The sequence below is a fragment of the Blastococcus sp. SYSU D00813 genome, from assembly GCF_054050735.1.
On sequence record NZ_JBJGZX010000001.1, the window covers coordinates 268,185 to 283,224 of the forward strand.

Consider the following 15,040-nt stretch of genomic DNA (forward strand, 5'->3'; position numbering starts at 1 on the left):
AACAGCGGGGCGGCACCGTGAACGCCGGTCGCTCCCAGGGACGGGAGCCCGTCCCTCCCTCGCACCCGGGGCCCCCGGGTCCGACTCCGTGGCCCGTCACCGTGACGGGGCCACCCCGACACCGTCAGGAGGTTGCCGTGGACACCGGCGACACCGCCTGGGTGCTGATCAGCGCCGTGCTGGTGCTGTTCATGACCCCGGGACTCGCGCTCTTCTACGGCGGCATGGTCCGCGCGAAGAGCGTTCTCAACATGATGATGATGAGCTTCGGCGCCATCGCCCTCATCGGCGTGCTGTGGGTCCTCTACGGCTACTCGATGGCGTTCGGGGACGACATCGGCGGCGGCCTGCTCGGCGACCCGTTCGAGTTCTTCGGCCTCGACGGCCTGATGGGCACCGCCGGGCTCGACGGCGGCTTCGCCGCGGACGAGCTCGTCTTCACGGTGCCGTCCATGGCCTTCGTCGCCTTCCAGGGGATGTTCGCCATCCTGACCGTGGCGCTCGTCTCCGGTGCGATCGCCGACCGCGCCCGCTTCGGCCCGTGGATGGTCTTCGCCGGCGTCTGGGCGACGATCGTCTACTTCCCGGTGGCGCACTGGGTCTTCGCCTTCGACGGCGCGGAGTCCGAGACCGGCGGCTGGATCGCCAACGACCTGCTGGCCGTCGACTTCGCCGGCGGCACCGCCGTGCACATCAACGCCGGTGCGGCCGGTCTGGCCCTCGCGCTCGTCCTGGGCAAGCGCCGCGGCTTCGGGCGCGACCCCATGCGGCCGCACAACCTGCCGCTGGTGATGCTCGGCTCCGGGATCCTGTTCTTCGGCTGGTTCGGCTTCAACGCCGGCTCGGCGCTGGCCGCCAACGGCCAGGCCGCCGAGGTCGCCGTGACCACGCTGGCCGCGACCGCCGCCGCCGTCCTGGGGTGGCTGGCCACCGAGAAGATCCGCGACGGCCACGCCACCTCGCTGGGCGCCGCGTCCGGTGTCGTCGCCGGCCTGGTCGCCATCACCCCGGCCTGCTCGGCGGTGTCGCCGGTCGGCGCGATCGTCCTCGGCTTGGTCGCCGGCGTCGTCTGCGCCCTGGCCGTCGGCCTGAAGTACAAGCTCGGCTACGACGACTCGCTCGACGTCGTCGGCGTCCACCTCGTCGGTGGCCTGTGGGGCACCCTCGCCGTCGGCCTGTTCGGGACCGCGGCCTCCACCGCCGGCATCGACGGCCTCTTCTACGGCGGCGGGCTGTCGCAGCTGGGCAAGCAGGCCGTCGGTGCGCTGGTCGTGCTGGTGTACTCCTTCGTGCTCACGCTCGTCATCGGCTTCGTGATCTCGAAGGTCATGCGCTTCCGGATCACCGAGGAGGAGGAGGTCACCGGCATCGACACCACGATCCACGCCGAGTCCGGCTACGACCTCGACTCGCTCGGCGGCGGCAGCGGTCCCACGCTGCGTGAGCAGGCCCGGGCCGGATCCAGCGAGGGCATGGCCCGCAACATCGAAGGGAGCCGGGTGTGAAGCTCGTCACCGCCATCGTCAAGCCGTTCAAGCTCGACGACGTCAAGAACGCCCTCGAGCTGATCGGGATCGCGGGTCTCACCGTCAGCGAGGTCCAGGGCTTCGGCCGCCAGCGGGGCCACACCGAGGTCTACCGCGGGGCGGAGTACCAGGTGGACTTCGTCCCGAAGGTCCGCATCGAGATCGTCGTCAGCGAGCTCGACGCCGCCCGCGTCGTCGACGCCATCGTCGAGTCGGCCTCCACCGGCCAGATCGGCGACGGCAAGGTCTGGGTGACCACGATCGACGAGATCGTGCGGGTCCGCACCGGCGAGCGCGGCGCGGACGCCCTCTAGGAGCAGGACGTCGGCCGGGGCGGCGGGGGCGACCCCGCCACCCCGGCCGACGTGTTCCCACCCCGGCGCCGAGCGCGCCGCTGCCGTACCGACCCTGCCGTACCGACCCTGCCGACCCGATGGGGGAGACGTGCTCGACACCGACTCGCTGCCCGCGCTGCCGCGGGCGCAGCGGGTGCAGGCCCTCGACGCCTGGCTGGCCGGCCTGCTCGACGACGCGGTCGCGGGCACGCCGCCGCCGGCGACCCGCCGCGGCGCCGCCGCGCCCCGGACCGGCACCGAGGGGCTGGCGCTGGTGGCCGTCGGCAGCCTCGGCCGCCGCGAGATGCCGCCGCACGGCGACCTCGACCTGGTGCTGGTCCACGACGGCCGCCCGGAGATCGCCGCCCTCGCCGACGCCGTCTGGTACCCCGTGTGGGACGCCGGTCTCAAGCTCGACCACTCCGTGCGCACGGTCGCCGAGGCGGTCGCCGTCGCCTCCACCGACGCCAAGGCCGGGCTCGGTCTGCTCGACGCCCGCCTCGTCGCCGGGGACGCCGACCTCGCCGCCCGGCTGCGCACGGCCACCCTCGGCAGCTGGCGGCAGTCGGCGTCCCGGCTGCTGCCCCAGCTGCGCGACCTGCGCCGCGACCGCGCCCGGCGCGTGGGCGAGCTGGCCTTCCTGCTGGAGCCGGACCTCAAGGAGGCCTACGGCGGCCTGCGCGAGGGCCAGGTGCTGCGCGCGGTCGCCGCCGCCCAGCTGGCCGACGACCCCTCCCGCGAGGCGGAGGCGGCCTACGCCTTCCTCCTCGACGTCCGCGACGAGCTGCGCGCGCGCTCGGGCCGGGCCTCCGACGTGCTGGTGCGCCAGGAGCAGCGCCCGGTCGCCGTGGCCCTCGGCCTCGCCGACGAGGACACCCTGCTGCGCGAGGTCAGCCTCGCCGGCCGGCGGCTGGCGTTCGTGGCCGACGAGACCTGGCGGCGGGTGGAGTCCGCGCTCGTCCGCCGTCCGCGCGGCCGCTACCGCCGGGTGCACCGCGAGCCGCTGGCCGACGGCGTCGTCCGCCAGGGCGACGAGGTGGTGCTGGCCCGCGACGCGCGGCCGGCCGCCGACCCCGGCCTCGTGCTGCGCGGCGCGGCCGCCGCCGCCCGCTCCGACCTGCTGCTGTCGCCGTACACGCTGAAGGTCCTCGCGGTGCACAGCCCACCGGTCCCCGAGCCGTGGCCGGCCGAGGTCCGGTGGTCGTTCCTGCGGCTGCTGGCCAGCGGCCGCAGCGCCGTCCCGGTGATCGAGCAGCTGGACCAGGAGGGCCTGTGGGCCCCGCTGCTGCCGGAGTGGGACCGCGTCCGGTCGCTGCCGCAGCGCCACCCGTGGCACCGCTTCACCGTCGACCGCCACCTGGTCGAGGCCGCGGCCGCCGCGGCCGAGCTGACCCGGGACGTCGACCGCCCCGACCTGCTGCTCGTCGGCGCCCTGCTGCACGACATCGGCAAGGGCTGGCCCGGCGACCACAGCGTCGTCGGCGAGCCGATCGGCGCGGAGATCGCCACCCGGATGGGCTTCGCGCCGGCCGACGTCGCGACGCTGGCCGCGATGGTGCGCCACCACCTGCTGCTGCCCGACACCGCCACCCGGCGCGACATCGACGACCCGGCGACGATCTCGCGGGTCGCCGAGACCCTCGGCGGCGACCCGGCGCTGCTGCAGCTGCTGCACGCCCTGGCCCAGGCCGACGGCGCGGCGACGTCGGCGTCGGCCTGGTCCCCGTGGAAGGCGCACCTCGTGGCCGCGCTGGTCGCCCGGGTCCAGGGCTCCCTGGGCAGCACGGGGGGCGCCCGCGACCCCGAGCCGGTGCTGGAGCCGACGGCGCCGCAGGTGACCGCGGCGTCGCCGGAGTGCGCCGAGGCCGTCGCGGTCGGCATCGAGGACGTCGCCGACGGCCAGCAGATCACCGTCGGCGCCCCCGACCGGCGGGGGCTGTTCAGCGTGCTGGCGGGCGTGATGGCGCTCAACCAGCTCGACGTGCGCGCCGCGAAGGTGAACGTGCTCGACGGCCGGGCGACGGCGGTCTTCGCGGTGCGCCCGCGGTTCGGCCGGGCCCCGGACGCGTCGATCCTGGCCGACGCCGTCCGTGCGGCGCTGGAGGGGACCCTGCCGCTGGCCGAGCGGCTGCGGCAGCGGGAGGCCGACTACCGGCAGGACGGCACCCGCGCGGCGCCGCCGCGGATCTCCTGGCACGACTCGGAGGCCAGCGGGGAGCAGAACAGCATCGTGGAGGTGCGCGCCGGCGACCGCGCGGGGCTGCTGTACCGGCTCACCGCGGCGCTGGCCGGGGAGGGCCTGGACGTCACCTCCGCCCGCGTCGAGACCCTCGGCGCCGACGCCGCCGACTACTTCTACGTGTGCAACGCCACGCGCGAGCCGATCGGCGCCACCCAGCGGGCGCGGGTCGAGGTCGCGCTGGTCAGCGCCGCGCGGGGGACGCCGGAGCCGGTGGGCAGCCGGCGGGGGAGCGGGGACACGCCGGGCTGAGGTCCCCGGTCCTGTCGGGGGCGCGTGTTCTCCTCGGGGTGAGACGGAACGGTCCCGTCTGGTGCGAGAGGAGCGCGACGTGTCCGACATCCGCGAGTGGCCCTGCCCCGACTGCAGCGACGTCCGGGCGTTCGTCCAGCCGCCGTGCGCCGACGGGCACACCGACGACGGCGGCGAGTGCCCCGAGTGGGTCTGCGCCGACTGCGGCACCGCGCTGCTGGCCGACCCCGCGGCGGCCGTCACGGCGGTCGCCGTGCGCCGGGCCGCCTGAGCGGCACACCTCGATACCCTGGGGGCAGGAGGCGCGGTCTGCCCGCGCCCGAACTCTCCCCTGAGGACGGCTTGTGTTCGAGACCCTCTCCGACCGCCTGGACAAGGTCTTCACCGGTCTGCGCGGCAAGGGCCGGCTGACCGACGCCGACATCGACGCCACCGCGCGCGAGATCCGCATCGCGCTGCTGGAGGCCGACGTCGCGCTCCCGGTGGTGCGGGCCTTCATCAACGCGGTCAAGGAGCGCGCCCGCGGCGCCGAGGTCTCCCAGGCGCTCAACCCGGCGCAGCAGGTCATCAAGATCGTCAACGAGGAGCTCATCCAGGTCCTCGGCGGCGAGACCCGCCGGCTGCGCTACGCCAAGACCTCGCCGACGGTGATCATGCTCGCCGGCCTCCAGGGCGCCGGCAAGACGACGCTCGCCGGCAAGCTCGGCAAGTGGCTCAAGAGCCAGGGGCACACGCCGCTGCTCGTCGCCGCCGATCTCCAGCGGCCCAACGCCGTGAACCAGCTGGCCATCGTCGCCGGCCAGGCGGGGGTCGACGTCTACGCGCCGGAGCCCGGCAACGGCGTGGGCGACCCGATCAAGGTCGCCGCGGACTCGATCGACCACGCCCGCCGGACCATGCACGACGTCGTCGTCGTCGACACCGCCGGCCGGCTGGGCATCGACGCCGAGCTGATGGCGCAGGCAGCCGGCATCCGGGACGCCGTCCACCCCGACGAGACCCTGTTCGTCGTCGACGCGATGATCGGCCAGGACGCGGTGACCACCGCCGAGGCGTTCCGCGACGGCGTCGGCTTCACCGGCGTCGTGCTCACCAAGCTCGACGGCGACGCCCGCGGTGGCGCGGCGCTCTCGGTCCGCTACGTGACCGGCCAGCCGATCATGTTCGCCTCCACCGGCGAGAAGCTCACCGACTTCGACGTCTTCCACCCCGAGCGGATGGCCTCGCGCATCCTCGGGATGGGCGACGTGCTCACGCTCATCGAGCAGGCCGAGCAGGCGTTCGACGCCGACCAGGCCGAGCGCATGGCGGGCAAGCTCGCCTCCCGCGAGGGCTTCACCCTCGAGGACTTCCTCGAGCAGATGATGGCGATCCGCAAGATGGGCCCGATCGCCAACCTGCTCGGCATGCTGCCCGGCGCCGGGCAGATGAAGGAGCAGCTCAAGCAGATCGACGACCGCGACCTCGACCGGACCGCGGCGATCATCCGCTCGATGACGCCCGAGGAGCGGGTCAACTCCAAGATCATCAACGCCTCGCGGCGGGTCCGCATCGCCAACGGCTCGGGCGTCAGCGTCACCGACGTCAACCAGCTGCTGGAGCGCTTCGCCCAGGCCCAGAAGATGATGGGCCAGATGGCCGGGAGCATGGGCCTGCCCGGCATGGGTCCCATGTCGAAGAAGGCCCGCGGGCGGCAGATGCAGGCCCAGTCCAAGAAGGGCAAGGGCAAGAAGGGCAAGGGCAAGGCGCCCGCGCGCCGGCCCATGGGCGCTCCCGGCCTGCCCCCGGGCGGCAACCCCTTCGGCGCGATGCCCGGTGGCATGCCCGGCGGGATGCCGAGCCTGCCCCCGGGCCAGGGGATGCCCGACCTCACCAAGCTGAACTTCGACCAGTTCAAGGACGGCGGGCGCTGACGGCGCCGGCGCTCCACCTCGCGGGCGTCGTCCTCCCGGAGGCTGAGCACCGCGACCTGTGGGTCCGCGACGGGCGGATCACGCTCGACCCGGTGCCCGGAGCCGAGACGGTCTCCCGCGGCGGGTTCGTGCTGCCCGGGCTGGTCGACGCGCACTGCCACGTGGGCATCGCCCGCGGCGGCGGGCACGTCGAGACGCTCGAGGGGCTGCGCGAGCAGGCGCTGGCCGAGCGGGACGCCGGGGTGCTGGCGCTGCGAGACTGCGGCTCACCGGTCGACACCCGCGCCCTGGACGACGAGCCGGACCTGCCCCGGGTCATCCGCGCCGGCCGGCACATCGCCCGGACCCGCCGCTACCTGCCGGGCCTGGGCATCGAGCTCGAGCCCGAGGACCTCGTCGCCGAGGTCCGGGTGCAGGCCCGCCGCGGCGACGGCTGGGTGAAGCTCATCGGCGACTGGATCGACCGGTCGGTGGGCGACCTCGCGCCGGAGTGGCCGGCCGACGTGGTCGCCGCGGCCATCGCCGCCGCCCACGAGGAGGGCGCGAAGGTCACCGCGCACACCTTCGGCACCGACGCCCTGCCCGACCTGATCCGGGCCGGCATCGACTGCGTCGAGCACGGCACCGGGCTGACCGAGGAGCTGATCGGCGAGATGGCCGCGCGGGGCACCGCCGTCGTCCCGACGCTGGTCAACGTGGAGAACTTCCCCGGGTTCGCCGAGGCGGGGGAGAAGCGCTTCCCGGCGTACGCGTCGACGATGCGGCGGCTGTACGCGAACTCCGGCGCCGTCGTCCGAGCCGCCCACGAGGCCGGCGTCCCGGTCTTCGCCGGCACCGACGCCGGCGGCGGCATCGACCACGGCCGGGTGGCCGACGAGATCCGCGCGCTGGCCGCGGCCGGCCTGCCGGCCGAGGCCGCCCTGGCCGCCGGGTCGTGGGCGGCGCGCACCTGGCTCGGCCTGCCGAACGTGGTCGAGGGCGCTCCGGCGGACCTGGTGGTCTACGCCGCCGACCCGCGCGCCGACCTCGACGTCCTGGCCCGCCCGTCGCTGACGGTGCTGCGCGGGCGGGTGCACCGCCCGCGGGGCTAGGCGGGCCCGAGCTCCAGGACGACGTCGGTCCCCTCGGCCGACGAGCGCACGTGCAGCGCACCACCGGAGGCCTCCGCCGTCCGCCGGGCGATGTCCAGGCCCAGGCCCGTGGAGCCGCCGCCGCTGTGCCCGCGCCGGAGTGCGCCCGCGGGCATGCCGGGGCCGGCGTCGCGCACGACCACCACCGCGCCGCCGCCCTCCCGGGGCCGCACGGCCACGCCCGCCGGGGTGCCGTCCGGGGTGTGCGCGAAGACGTTGCCCAGCAGGGCGTCCAGGGCGGCGGCCAGGTCGTCGGACGAGGCGCGCACCGGCAGCGGCCCGTCAGCGTGCTCGACGTGCAGCGTCCGGTCCTCGTCGGCGGCCAGCGCCGACCAGAAGTGCGCCCGGTCGACGGCGACGGCGACCGCGTCGCAGCCGGCGACCAGCCCCTCGCGCACGGGACGACGGGCCTCCCGGATCACCTGGTCCACGGCGCGGTCGAGCGCCTCCACGTCGTCGAGCAGCCGCGCCCGGTGCTCGGGGGGCAGGGCCTCGGCGTCCAGCTGCAGGGCGGTGAGCGGGGTGCGCAGGCGGTGCGCGAGGTCGGCGGCGGCCTCGCGCTCGGCGTCCAGCAGCTCGCCGATCCGCCCGGCCAGCTGGTCGACCGCCTCGCCGACGTCCCGGACCTCCGCCGGGCCCGACCGGGTGGTGCGCGCGGCGAGGTCCCCGGCCGACAGCCGCCGGGCCGTGGTCGCCAGGTCGGTGACCGGGCGGGTGAGCGAGCGGGCCAGCCGGTCGGCGACCAGCAGCGCCAGCCCGAGGAGCACGACGCCGAGCCCGCCGAGCACGAGCCAGGTCCGCAGCACCCCGCTGCGCAGCTGCTCGGCGGGCACGAACACCTCGATGACCGCGGTGCCGTCGCCGCGGCGCACCGGCTGGAGCACCCGCGACCCGTCGTCCTCCTCGACGACGGCGGCGGAGGCGACCGCGCCGTCCGGACCGCCCGGCCGGTGCTCGCCCAGCCACTCGCCGTCGGTCCACAGCACCGCGACGTCGAGCGCGCCCGAGGTGCCCACGAGGTCGGCGGCGACCTGCGCCCGGTCGGACAGCCCGACCGAGGGCGTCAGGAACTGCACCTGGGCCTGTGCGGCGTCCAGCGCCCGCGCCTCGGCCACGCGGGCGACGAGGGCGGCGGCCGGGAGCAGGAAGGCGAGCAGCACCACCGAGGTCGTCGCCGCGACCAGCAGGGTGATCTGCCGTCTCACGGCTGCCCGGGCTCGGCCAGCCGGACGCCGACGCCGCGCACCGTCTGCAGCAGCCGCGGCTCCGCGCCGGTCTCGCCCAGCTTGCGGCGCAGCCAGGACAGGTGGACGTCGACGGTCTTGTCCGAGCCGCCGTAGGGCAGCCGCCACACCTCGGCCAGGAGCTCGCGCTTGGACACCACCGTGCCCGGCCGCGCCGCGAGGTAGGCCAGCAGGTCGAACTCCTTGGGGCTGAGCTCGACCGGCGCCCCGCCGTAGGTGACCCGGCGGCTGTGCGGCTCGACGGCCAGCGCGCCCACGACCAGCGGGGCGGGCGGGGTGTCCGCGCCCGCCCCGGTGCGGCGCAGCACCGCCCGGATCCGCGCCTCGAGGTGGTCGGCGCGGAACGGCTTGCGCACGTAGTCGTCCGCACCGGCGTCCAGCGCCTGCACCACCGCGTCGTCGTCGTCCCGGGCGGTGGCCACCACCACGGGCACGGTGGAGACCGCGCGGAGCATCCGCAGCAGCTCGGCGCCGTCGAGGTCGGGTAGCCCCAGGTCCAGGACGACGATGTCGGGGCGCTGCTCGACGGCCAGGCGCAGGCCCTCCAGCGCCAGGCCGGCGGTGGTCACGACGTGCCCGCGCTCGCGCAGGGCGCGCACGAGCGCGGTGCGGATGCGCTCGTCGTCCTCGACGACCAGTACCTGGGCCACGCCGCGGGACGCTAGCGTCCCGGCGCGGGCCGGATCCGCATCCTGAGCGGGGTTTGTCCCGGCCTTAACCCGGCCTTGACCGTGACGGACGGAGGGTCTGCTGCATGAGACGACCACTCCTCCTCGGGGCCGCCTGGACCGCGTCCGCGGCCGCCGCCGTCGGGCTCGGGTTCCTCGCGGTGTCCCTGGTGGACGCCTCGGCGTCCCCGGGCACCTCCCTCGCCGGTGCGACCGGCACCGCCACCCCGCCCGCGACCACCTCGACCGCCGTCCCCACCGGCGACCCCACGGCGACCTCGGCGCCGTCCGCGCTGCCGGCCACCGGTGAGTACGTCACCGTCGGCGGCACCGTCTACGCCGACTGCTCCAGCGGGTCCCCCGTGGTGGCCGGCGCGCCCGCCGCCGGCTGGTCGGTCGACGACTCCCCGGACCCCGGCGAGATGGAGTTCGAGAGCGGCGAACAGAAGGTCGAGGTGCACGTCCTCTGCACCGACGGCGTCCCGACCTTCGTGCCCGACGACTCGAACACCACCTCCGCGGGCGCCCCGTCCGCCGGCCCCACCGGCAGCCCGTCGGCCTCCGTCCCGTCGGCTCCCTCGACGTCGGGCGGCGGGCACGGCTCGGACGACCCGCCCGGTGACGACGACGGCGGGGACTCCGGCGGCGGCCACGGCTCGGACGACCCGCCCGGTGACGACAACGGCGGCGACCGCGGCGGGGACGACAGCGGGGGGCACGGTTCCGACGACTGACCCCGCGGAGGACGCCGGCCACCGTCCCCCGCCGGATACGGGGGGCGGTGGCCGGTTGCCGCCTGGGAGGATCGGCGCCGTGCTCCTCCGGATGTCCTCCCTGTTCCTGCGCACCCTGCGCGACGACCCCGCCGACGCGGAGGTCCCCAGCCACCGGCTGCTCGTGCGCGCCGGCTACATCCGCCGGGCCGCACCCGGCGGGTTCACCTGGCTGCCGCTGGGCTACCGGGTCTTCCGGAACGTCGAGCGGGTGGTCCGCGAGGAGATGGACCGGATGGGCGCCCAGGAGGTGCACTTCCCGGCGCTGCTGCCGCGCGAGCCCTACGAGGCGACCAACCGGTGGACCGAGTACGGCCCGAACCTGTTCCGGCTGCAGGACCGCCGCGGCAACGACTTCCTGCTCGGACCCACCCACGAGGAGATGTTCACGCTCCTGGTGAAGGACCTGTACTCGTCCTACAAGGACCTGCCGCTGTCGCTGTACCAGATCCAGACCAAGTACCGGGACGAGGCGCGGCCCCGGGCCGGGCTGTTCCGCGGGCGCGAGTTCACGATGAAGGACAGCTACTCCTTCGACGTCGACGACGCCGGGCTCGACAAGAGCTACGCCGCCCACCGCGACGCCTACATCCGCGTCTTCGACCGGCTGGGCCTGGAGTACGTGATCGTCTCGGCGATGTCCGGCGCCATGGGCGGGTCGCGCAGCGAGGAGTTCCTGCACCCCACCGAGATCGGCGAGGACACCTTCGTCCGCTCCGCCGGCGGCTACGCGGCCAACGTCGAGGCCGTCACCACCGTCGTCCCCGACGAGATCCCGCTCGAGGGGCTGCCGGCCGCGCACGTCGAGGACACCCCCGACACCCCGACGATCGAGACCCTGGTCGCGGTCGCGCAGCAGATGTTCCCGGACGAGGGCTACACGGCCGCGTCGACGCTGAAGAACGTCCTCGTCACGCTGGTGCACCCCGACGGCACGCGCGAGCCGGTCGCCATCGGCGTCCCCGGCGACCGCGAGGTCGACGCCAAGCGGCTGGAGGCCCAGGTGGCGCCGGCCGAGGTCGAGCCGTTCGCCGAGTTCGACGCGCACCCGGCGCTGGTCAAGGGCTACATCGGCCCGCAGGTGCTGGGCGCCGACAGCGCGTCGGGCATCCGCTACCTGGTCGACCCGCGGGTGGTCTCGGGCAGCCGGTGGATCACCGGCGCGAACGAGGCCGGCAAGCACGTGTTCGACCTCGTCGCCGGCCGGGACTTCACCTGGGACGGCGTGGTGGAGGCCGCCGAGGTGCTCGCCGGTGACCCCGCGCCGGACGGCTCGGGCCCGCTGGAGCTGGCCCGCGGCGTCGAGATGGGCCACATCTTCCAGCTCGGCCGCAAGTACGCCGAGGCCCTCGACCTCAAGGTGCTCGACGAGAACGGCAAGCTCGTCACGGTGACGATGGGCTCCTACGGCATCGGCGTCTCCCGCGCGGTGGCGGCCATCGCCGAGTCCACGCACGACGAGCTCGGCCTGGTCTGGCCGCGCGAGGTCGCGCCGGCCGACGTCCACGTCGTCGCCACCGGCAAGGACGCCGCCGTGTTCACCGCCGCCGAGGAGCTGGCGCAGGCGCTGGTCGGCGCCGGGCTGACCGTGCTCTACGACGACCGGCCGAAGGTGTCGCCCGGGGTGAAGTTCAAGGACGCCGAGCTGCTCGGCATGCCGACGATCGTCACCGTGGGCCGCGGCCTGGCCGAGGGTGTCGTCGAGCTGCGCGACCGGGCCACCGGGGAGCGCGAGGAGGTGCCGGTCGCCGAGGCGGCCGGCCGGGTGCTCGCCGCCGTCCGCGGCTAGCTCGCGACCAGTTCCACCTCGAAGCCGTCGCCGTCCTCCAGGTAGGCGGCGCGGTGGTCCGGGCCCCCGGCGAACGGGTGGCGGTCGGCGAACAGCAGCCGCCACCCGTGCGCCGGCGCCTCGGCCACGAGGGCGTCGAGCTCGGCCGGCGTCCCGGCGTGGAACGCGAGATGGTTGAGCCCGGGCGCGCGGCGCTCGTGCCGGTCGCCGGCCAGGTCGGGGGACTGCTCGACGACGACGTAGACGTCCCCGCGCCGCCACGACCGGCCGTGCGCCCACGACTGGTGGGGCTCGGCGCCCAGCCGGCCGAGCAGCCAGCCCCACGAGCGCTCGGCGCGGGCCAGGTCGGGCACCCACAGCTCGACGTGGTGCAGCAGACCCCGGCTGGCTCGATCCCCGGTCGTCACGTCTGGCATCATGGTCGGTCGAACACGCCGTGCGCGGCCCTCTCACCGTGCCCGCCCGTGTCCCTGGCTCCGCCCCGGCGTACCCCACGCGTCCGTCCGGCGAGCACCGACAGACAGCGTTCGAGGAGAACACGAGCCACCGTGGCCACCAAGATCAAGCTCATGCGCCTGGGCAAGATGCGCGCCCCGTACTACCGGATCGTCGTCGCCGACTCGCGCACCAAGCGCGACGGCCGCTCGATCGAGACGATCGGCAAGTACCACCCGAAGGAGGACCCCTCCTTCATCGAGGTCGACAGCGAGCGGGCGCAGTACTGGCTGGGTGTCGGCGCGCAGCCGACCGAGGCCGTCGCCGCCATCTTCCGGGTCACCGGCGACTGGCAGAAGTTCAAGGGCGAGGCCGCGCCGCCGCCCATGAAGGTCGCCGCCCCGAAGCCGGACAAGAAGGCCCTCTACGAGGAGGCCGTCCGCAACTCCGGCGGTGACGAGCCGGCCGCCGGCGCCACCACCCCGAAGAAGAAGGCCGCCCCGAAGACCGAGTCGCCGGCCGACACCGTGGCCGAGGCCTCGGCTGCCGGTGGCGAGGGCGCGGCCGCCGGCGCCACCTCGACGCCCGCCGAGTAAGACGTGGTCGAAGAGGCGCTCGAGCACCTGGTCAAGGGCATCGTCGACCACCCGGAGGACGTCCAGGTCGACCTGCTGACCAGCCGCCGCGGCAAGACCCTCGAGGTGCGGGTCCACCCCGACGACCTCGGCAAGGTCATCGGCCGCGGCGGGCGCACCGCCAAGGCGCTGCGCACCGTGATGACCGGCGTCGGTGGCCGGGGCCTGCGGGTCGACGTCGTCGACACCGACGGGCGCTGAGCGCACCACACCTTGAGCACCCCCGACGACACCGTGGTGGTCGGCCGCATCGGCCGGCCCCACGGTGTCCGTGGTGAGGTCACCGTCGAGGTCCGCACGGACGACCCCGACCTGCGCTTCGCCCCCGGTGCCGTCCTGCGCACCGAGCCCGCCGACCGCGGGCCCCTGACCGTCGCCGGCCGCCGCTGGCACCGCGAGGTCCTCCTGCTGCGGCTGGCCGGACCCGACGGCGTCGAGCTCGACAGCCGCGAGGCCGCCGAGGAGCTCCGCGACACCGAGCTGCACGTGCCGGTCGCCGACCTCCCGGAGCTCGACGACCCCGACGCCTTCTACGACCACCAGCTGGTCGGGCTGGCCGCCCGACTGCCCGACGGGTCCCCGCTGGGGGAGGTCACCGCCGTGCGGCACGAGGGCACCGAGCTGCTCGTCGTCCGGCGTGCCGGGGGAGGCACCGTGCTGGTGCCGTTCGTCTCCGCGATCGTGCCGACCGTCGACCTCGCCGGGGGCTTCGTGGTCGTCGACCCGCCCGAGGGGCTGCTGGACCTGTGACCGCGCCCGTGCCCTTCCGCATCGACGTCGTCACGATCTTCCCCGAGTACCTGGCGCCGCTGCGCCAGTCGCTGCTGGGCAAGGCCGCCGAGCGCGGCCTGGTCTCGATCGGCGTGCACGACCTGCGGCAGTGGACCGACGACCTGCACCGCACCGTCGACGACGCCCCGTACGGCGGCGGGCCCGGCATGGTCATGCGCCCCGAGCCGTGGGCGCGGGCCCTGGCGCAGGTGCGCCCGCCCGGCACCCGGCTCGTGGTGCCCACCCCGGCCGGCCGCCCGTTCACCCAGGCGGTCGCGGCGTCCTGGGCGGCCGAGCCGGGACTGGTCTTCGCCTGCGGCCGGTACGAGGGCATCGACCAGCGGGTCGCCGAGTGGGCCGCCGACGCCGGTCCGGTCTCGGAGGTCTCGATCGGCGACTACGTGCTGGCCGGCGGGGAGTCCGCGGTGCTGGTCATGGTCGAGGCGGTGACCCGGCTGCTGCCCGGGGTGGTCGGCAACCGGGAGTCCGTGGAGTTCGACTCGCACGCCGACGGCCTGCTGGAGGGTCCCTCCTACACCCGGCCGGCGTCGTGGCGGGGCCGGGACGTGCCGCCGGTGCTGCTGTCGGGCGACCACGCCGCGATCGCCCGGTGGCGGCGCGCGGAGTCGCTGCGCCGCACCGCCGTCCGCCGTCCCGACCTGCTCGCCGCGCTGCCCGACGAGGCGCTGACCGCGGTCGACCGGGCCGTCCTCGACGGTGACTGAGCGGGCGTGGGTCCGGCCCACGGCGCGGGTCCTCGTGCTGGACCCGGCCGGGCGGGTGCTGCTGCTCGGCGCGCGGCTGTCCGGACCCGACGAGCTGCCCGGCGACGTGCTGTTCTGGTACACGCCCGGTGGGGGAGTGGAGGACGGCGAGTCGGTGCGCGCGGCCGCCGTCCGCGAGCTCGCCGAGGAGATCGGGCTGGTCGCCGACCCGGCCGCGCTGGAGGGGCCGGTGTGGTTCCGCCGCCACGTGGGCGCCTTCGGCGGCGTCGACATCGACTCGCGGGAGACGTTCTTCGTGCTGCGCGACGTCGAGCACACCGTCGACGCCTCGGGCCGCACCGACCTCGAGGTCCTCGGCGACGAGCCGCACCGCTGGTGGACCGTGGCCGAGATCGCCGCCAGCGACGAGACGTTCGCCCCCGCCGACCTCGCCGACGCCCTGGCCGACCTGCTGCGCGGCCCGCACCGGGGGCCGCCGCGCTTCGTGGCCTGAAGTCGTGGCAGAATGGCTAGCTGCTGCACGACCGTCGGCCTCGCCGATGGGGCTCGGCACCACGCCTGAGCCGCAGCTCCCCGGGTCGGACAGCCGGGGCGCCCCGCTGTCC

16 protein-coding genes are annotated in these 15,040 nt (G+C 75.4%); 13 read left to right on the plus strand and 3 right to left on the minus strand.

Going from position 1 to position 15,040, the window contains the following annotated elements:
• Positions 1 to 137 precede the first annotated feature (137 nt).
• The 6 genes from ACI8AX_RS01315 to ACI8AX_RS01340 all read left to right on the plus strand — a co-directional run bounded on the left by ACI8AX_RS01315 (position 138) and on the right by ACI8AX_RS01340 (position 7,356).
• Entirely contained in the window at positions 138 to 1,505 is a 1,368-nt protein-coding gene (locus tag ACI8AX_RS01315; protein ID WP_456547978.1) for an ammonium transporter, read from the plus strand.
• The gene (locus ACI8AX_RS01320) at positions 1,502 to 1,840 is read left to right on the plus strand and encodes a P-II family nitrogen regulator (RefSeq protein WP_456543681.1); all 339 of its coding nucleotides are present in this window, start codon (positions 1,502 to 1,504) and stop codon (positions 1,838 to 1,840) included. The genes ACI8AX_RS01315 and ACI8AX_RS01320 overlap by 4 nt, the downstream gene beginning before the upstream one ends.
• Positions 1,841 to 1,970: 130 nt before the next feature.
• Positions 1,971 to 4,352: a [protein-PII] uridylyltransferase gene (locus ACI8AX_RS01325; protein ID WP_456547979.1), complete on the plus strand. Its 2,382-nt coding sequence runs from the start codon at positions 1,971 to 1,973 to the stop codon at positions 4,350 to 4,352.
• 79 nt (positions 4,353 to 4,431) lie between these two features.
• Complete coding sequence (locus ACI8AX_RS01330; protein ID WP_456547980.1) at positions 4,432 to 4,623, plus strand: hypothetical protein; 192 nt, start codon at positions 4,432 to 4,434, stop codon at positions 4,621 to 4,623.
• Positions 4,624 to 4,696: 73 nt separating this feature from the next.
• Entirely contained in the window at positions 4,697 to 6,265 is a 1,569-nt protein-coding gene (gene ffh, locus ACI8AX_RS01335) for a signal recognition particle protein (RefSeq protein ID WP_456547981.1), read from the plus strand.
• A 92-nt stretch (positions 6,266 to 6,357) separates the two neighbouring features.
• Positions 6,358 to 7,356 (plus strand): amidohydrolase family protein, encoded by a 999-nt coding sequence (locus ACI8AX_RS01340; protein ID WP_456547982.1) that lies wholly within the window; start codon positions 6,358 to 6,360, stop codon positions 7,354 to 7,356.
• Here the strand turns inward: ACI8AX_RS01340 and ACI8AX_RS01345 are convergent.
• The gene (locus ACI8AX_RS01345) at positions 7,353 to 8,600 is read right to left on the minus strand and encodes an ATP-binding protein (protein WP_456547983.1); all 1,248 of its coding nucleotides are present in this window, start codon (positions 8,598 to 8,600) and stop codon (positions 7,353 to 7,355) included. The two genes, ACI8AX_RS01340 and ACI8AX_RS01345, sit on opposite strands and share 4 nt — an antisense overlap.
• On the minus strand, positions 8,597 to 9,289 hold the full coding sequence (locus ACI8AX_RS01350) for a response regulator transcription factor (protein WP_456547984.1): 693 nt from the start codon (positions 9,287 to 9,289) through the stop codon (positions 8,597 to 8,599). Before ACI8AX_RS01350 ends, ACI8AX_RS01345 begins: the two co-directional genes overlap by 4 nt.
• Before the next feature lie 104 nt (positions 9,290 to 9,393).
• Between ACI8AX_RS01350 and ACI8AX_RS01355 the strand changes: the two genes are divergently transcribed.
• Both ACI8AX_RS01355 and ACI8AX_RS01360 read left to right on the plus strand, forming a co-directional pair.
• The gene (locus tag ACI8AX_RS01355) at positions 9,394 to 10,041 is read left to right on the plus strand and encodes a hypothetical protein (RefSeq protein WP_456547985.1); all 648 of its coding nucleotides are present in this window, start codon (positions 9,394 to 9,396) and stop codon (positions 10,039 to 10,041) included.
• 79 nt (positions 10,042 to 10,120) lie between these two features.
• Entirely contained in the window at positions 10,121 to 11,869 is a 1,749-nt protein-coding gene (locus tag ACI8AX_RS01360) for a proline--tRNA ligase (protein WP_456547986.1), read from the plus strand.
• Here the strand turns inward: ACI8AX_RS01360 and ACI8AX_RS01365 are convergent.
• Positions 11,866 to 12,276 (minus strand): VOC family protein, encoded by a 411-nt coding sequence (locus tag ACI8AX_RS01365; protein ID WP_456547987.1) that lies wholly within the window; start codon positions 12,274 to 12,276, stop codon positions 11,866 to 11,868. The two genes, ACI8AX_RS01360 and ACI8AX_RS01365, sit on opposite strands and share 4 nt — an antisense overlap.
• A gap of 141 nt (positions 12,277 to 12,417) precedes the next feature.
• On the opposite strand from ACI8AX_RS01365, the gene rpsP reads away from it, so the two are divergent.
• Genes rpsP through ACI8AX_RS01390 form a run of 5 tightly spaced genes read left to right on the plus strand, consistent with a single transcriptional unit; the run spans position 12,418 to position 14,928 of the window.
• Positions 12,418 to 12,900: a 30S ribosomal protein S16 gene (gene rpsP / locus ACI8AX_RS01370; RefSeq protein ID WP_456547988.1), complete on the plus strand. Its 483-nt coding sequence runs from the start codon at positions 12,418 to 12,420 to the stop codon at positions 12,898 to 12,900.
• 3 nt (positions 12,901 to 12,903) lie between these two features.
• Positions 12,904 to 13,140 carry an RNA-binding protein gene (locus ACI8AX_RS01375; RefSeq protein ID WP_456543673.1) on the plus strand — a complete coding sequence of 79 codons (237 nt, stop codon included), beginning with the start codon at positions 12,904 to 12,906 and terminating at the stop codon, positions 13,138 to 13,140.
• Between the two features lie 12 nt (positions 13,141 to 13,152).
• Complete coding sequence (gene rimM, locus ACI8AX_RS01380) at positions 13,153 to 13,689, plus strand: ribosome maturation factor RimM (RefSeq protein WP_456547989.1); 537 nt, start codon at positions 13,153 to 13,155, stop codon at positions 13,687 to 13,689.
• Complete coding sequence (gene trmD, locus ACI8AX_RS01385) at positions 13,686 to 14,435, plus strand: tRNA (guanosine(37)-N1)-methyltransferase TrmD (protein ID WP_456547990.1); 750 nt, start codon at positions 13,686 to 13,688, stop codon at positions 14,433 to 14,435. Before rimM ends, trmD begins: the two co-directional genes overlap by 4 nt.
• A complete protein-coding gene (locus ACI8AX_RS01390) occupies positions 14,428 to 14,928 on the plus strand; it encodes an NUDIX hydrolase (protein ID WP_456547991.1) in 501 nt (166 codons plus the stop codon). Before trmD ends, ACI8AX_RS01390 begins: the two co-directional genes overlap by 8 nt.
• Positions 14,929 to 15,040: the final 112 nt, after the last annotated feature.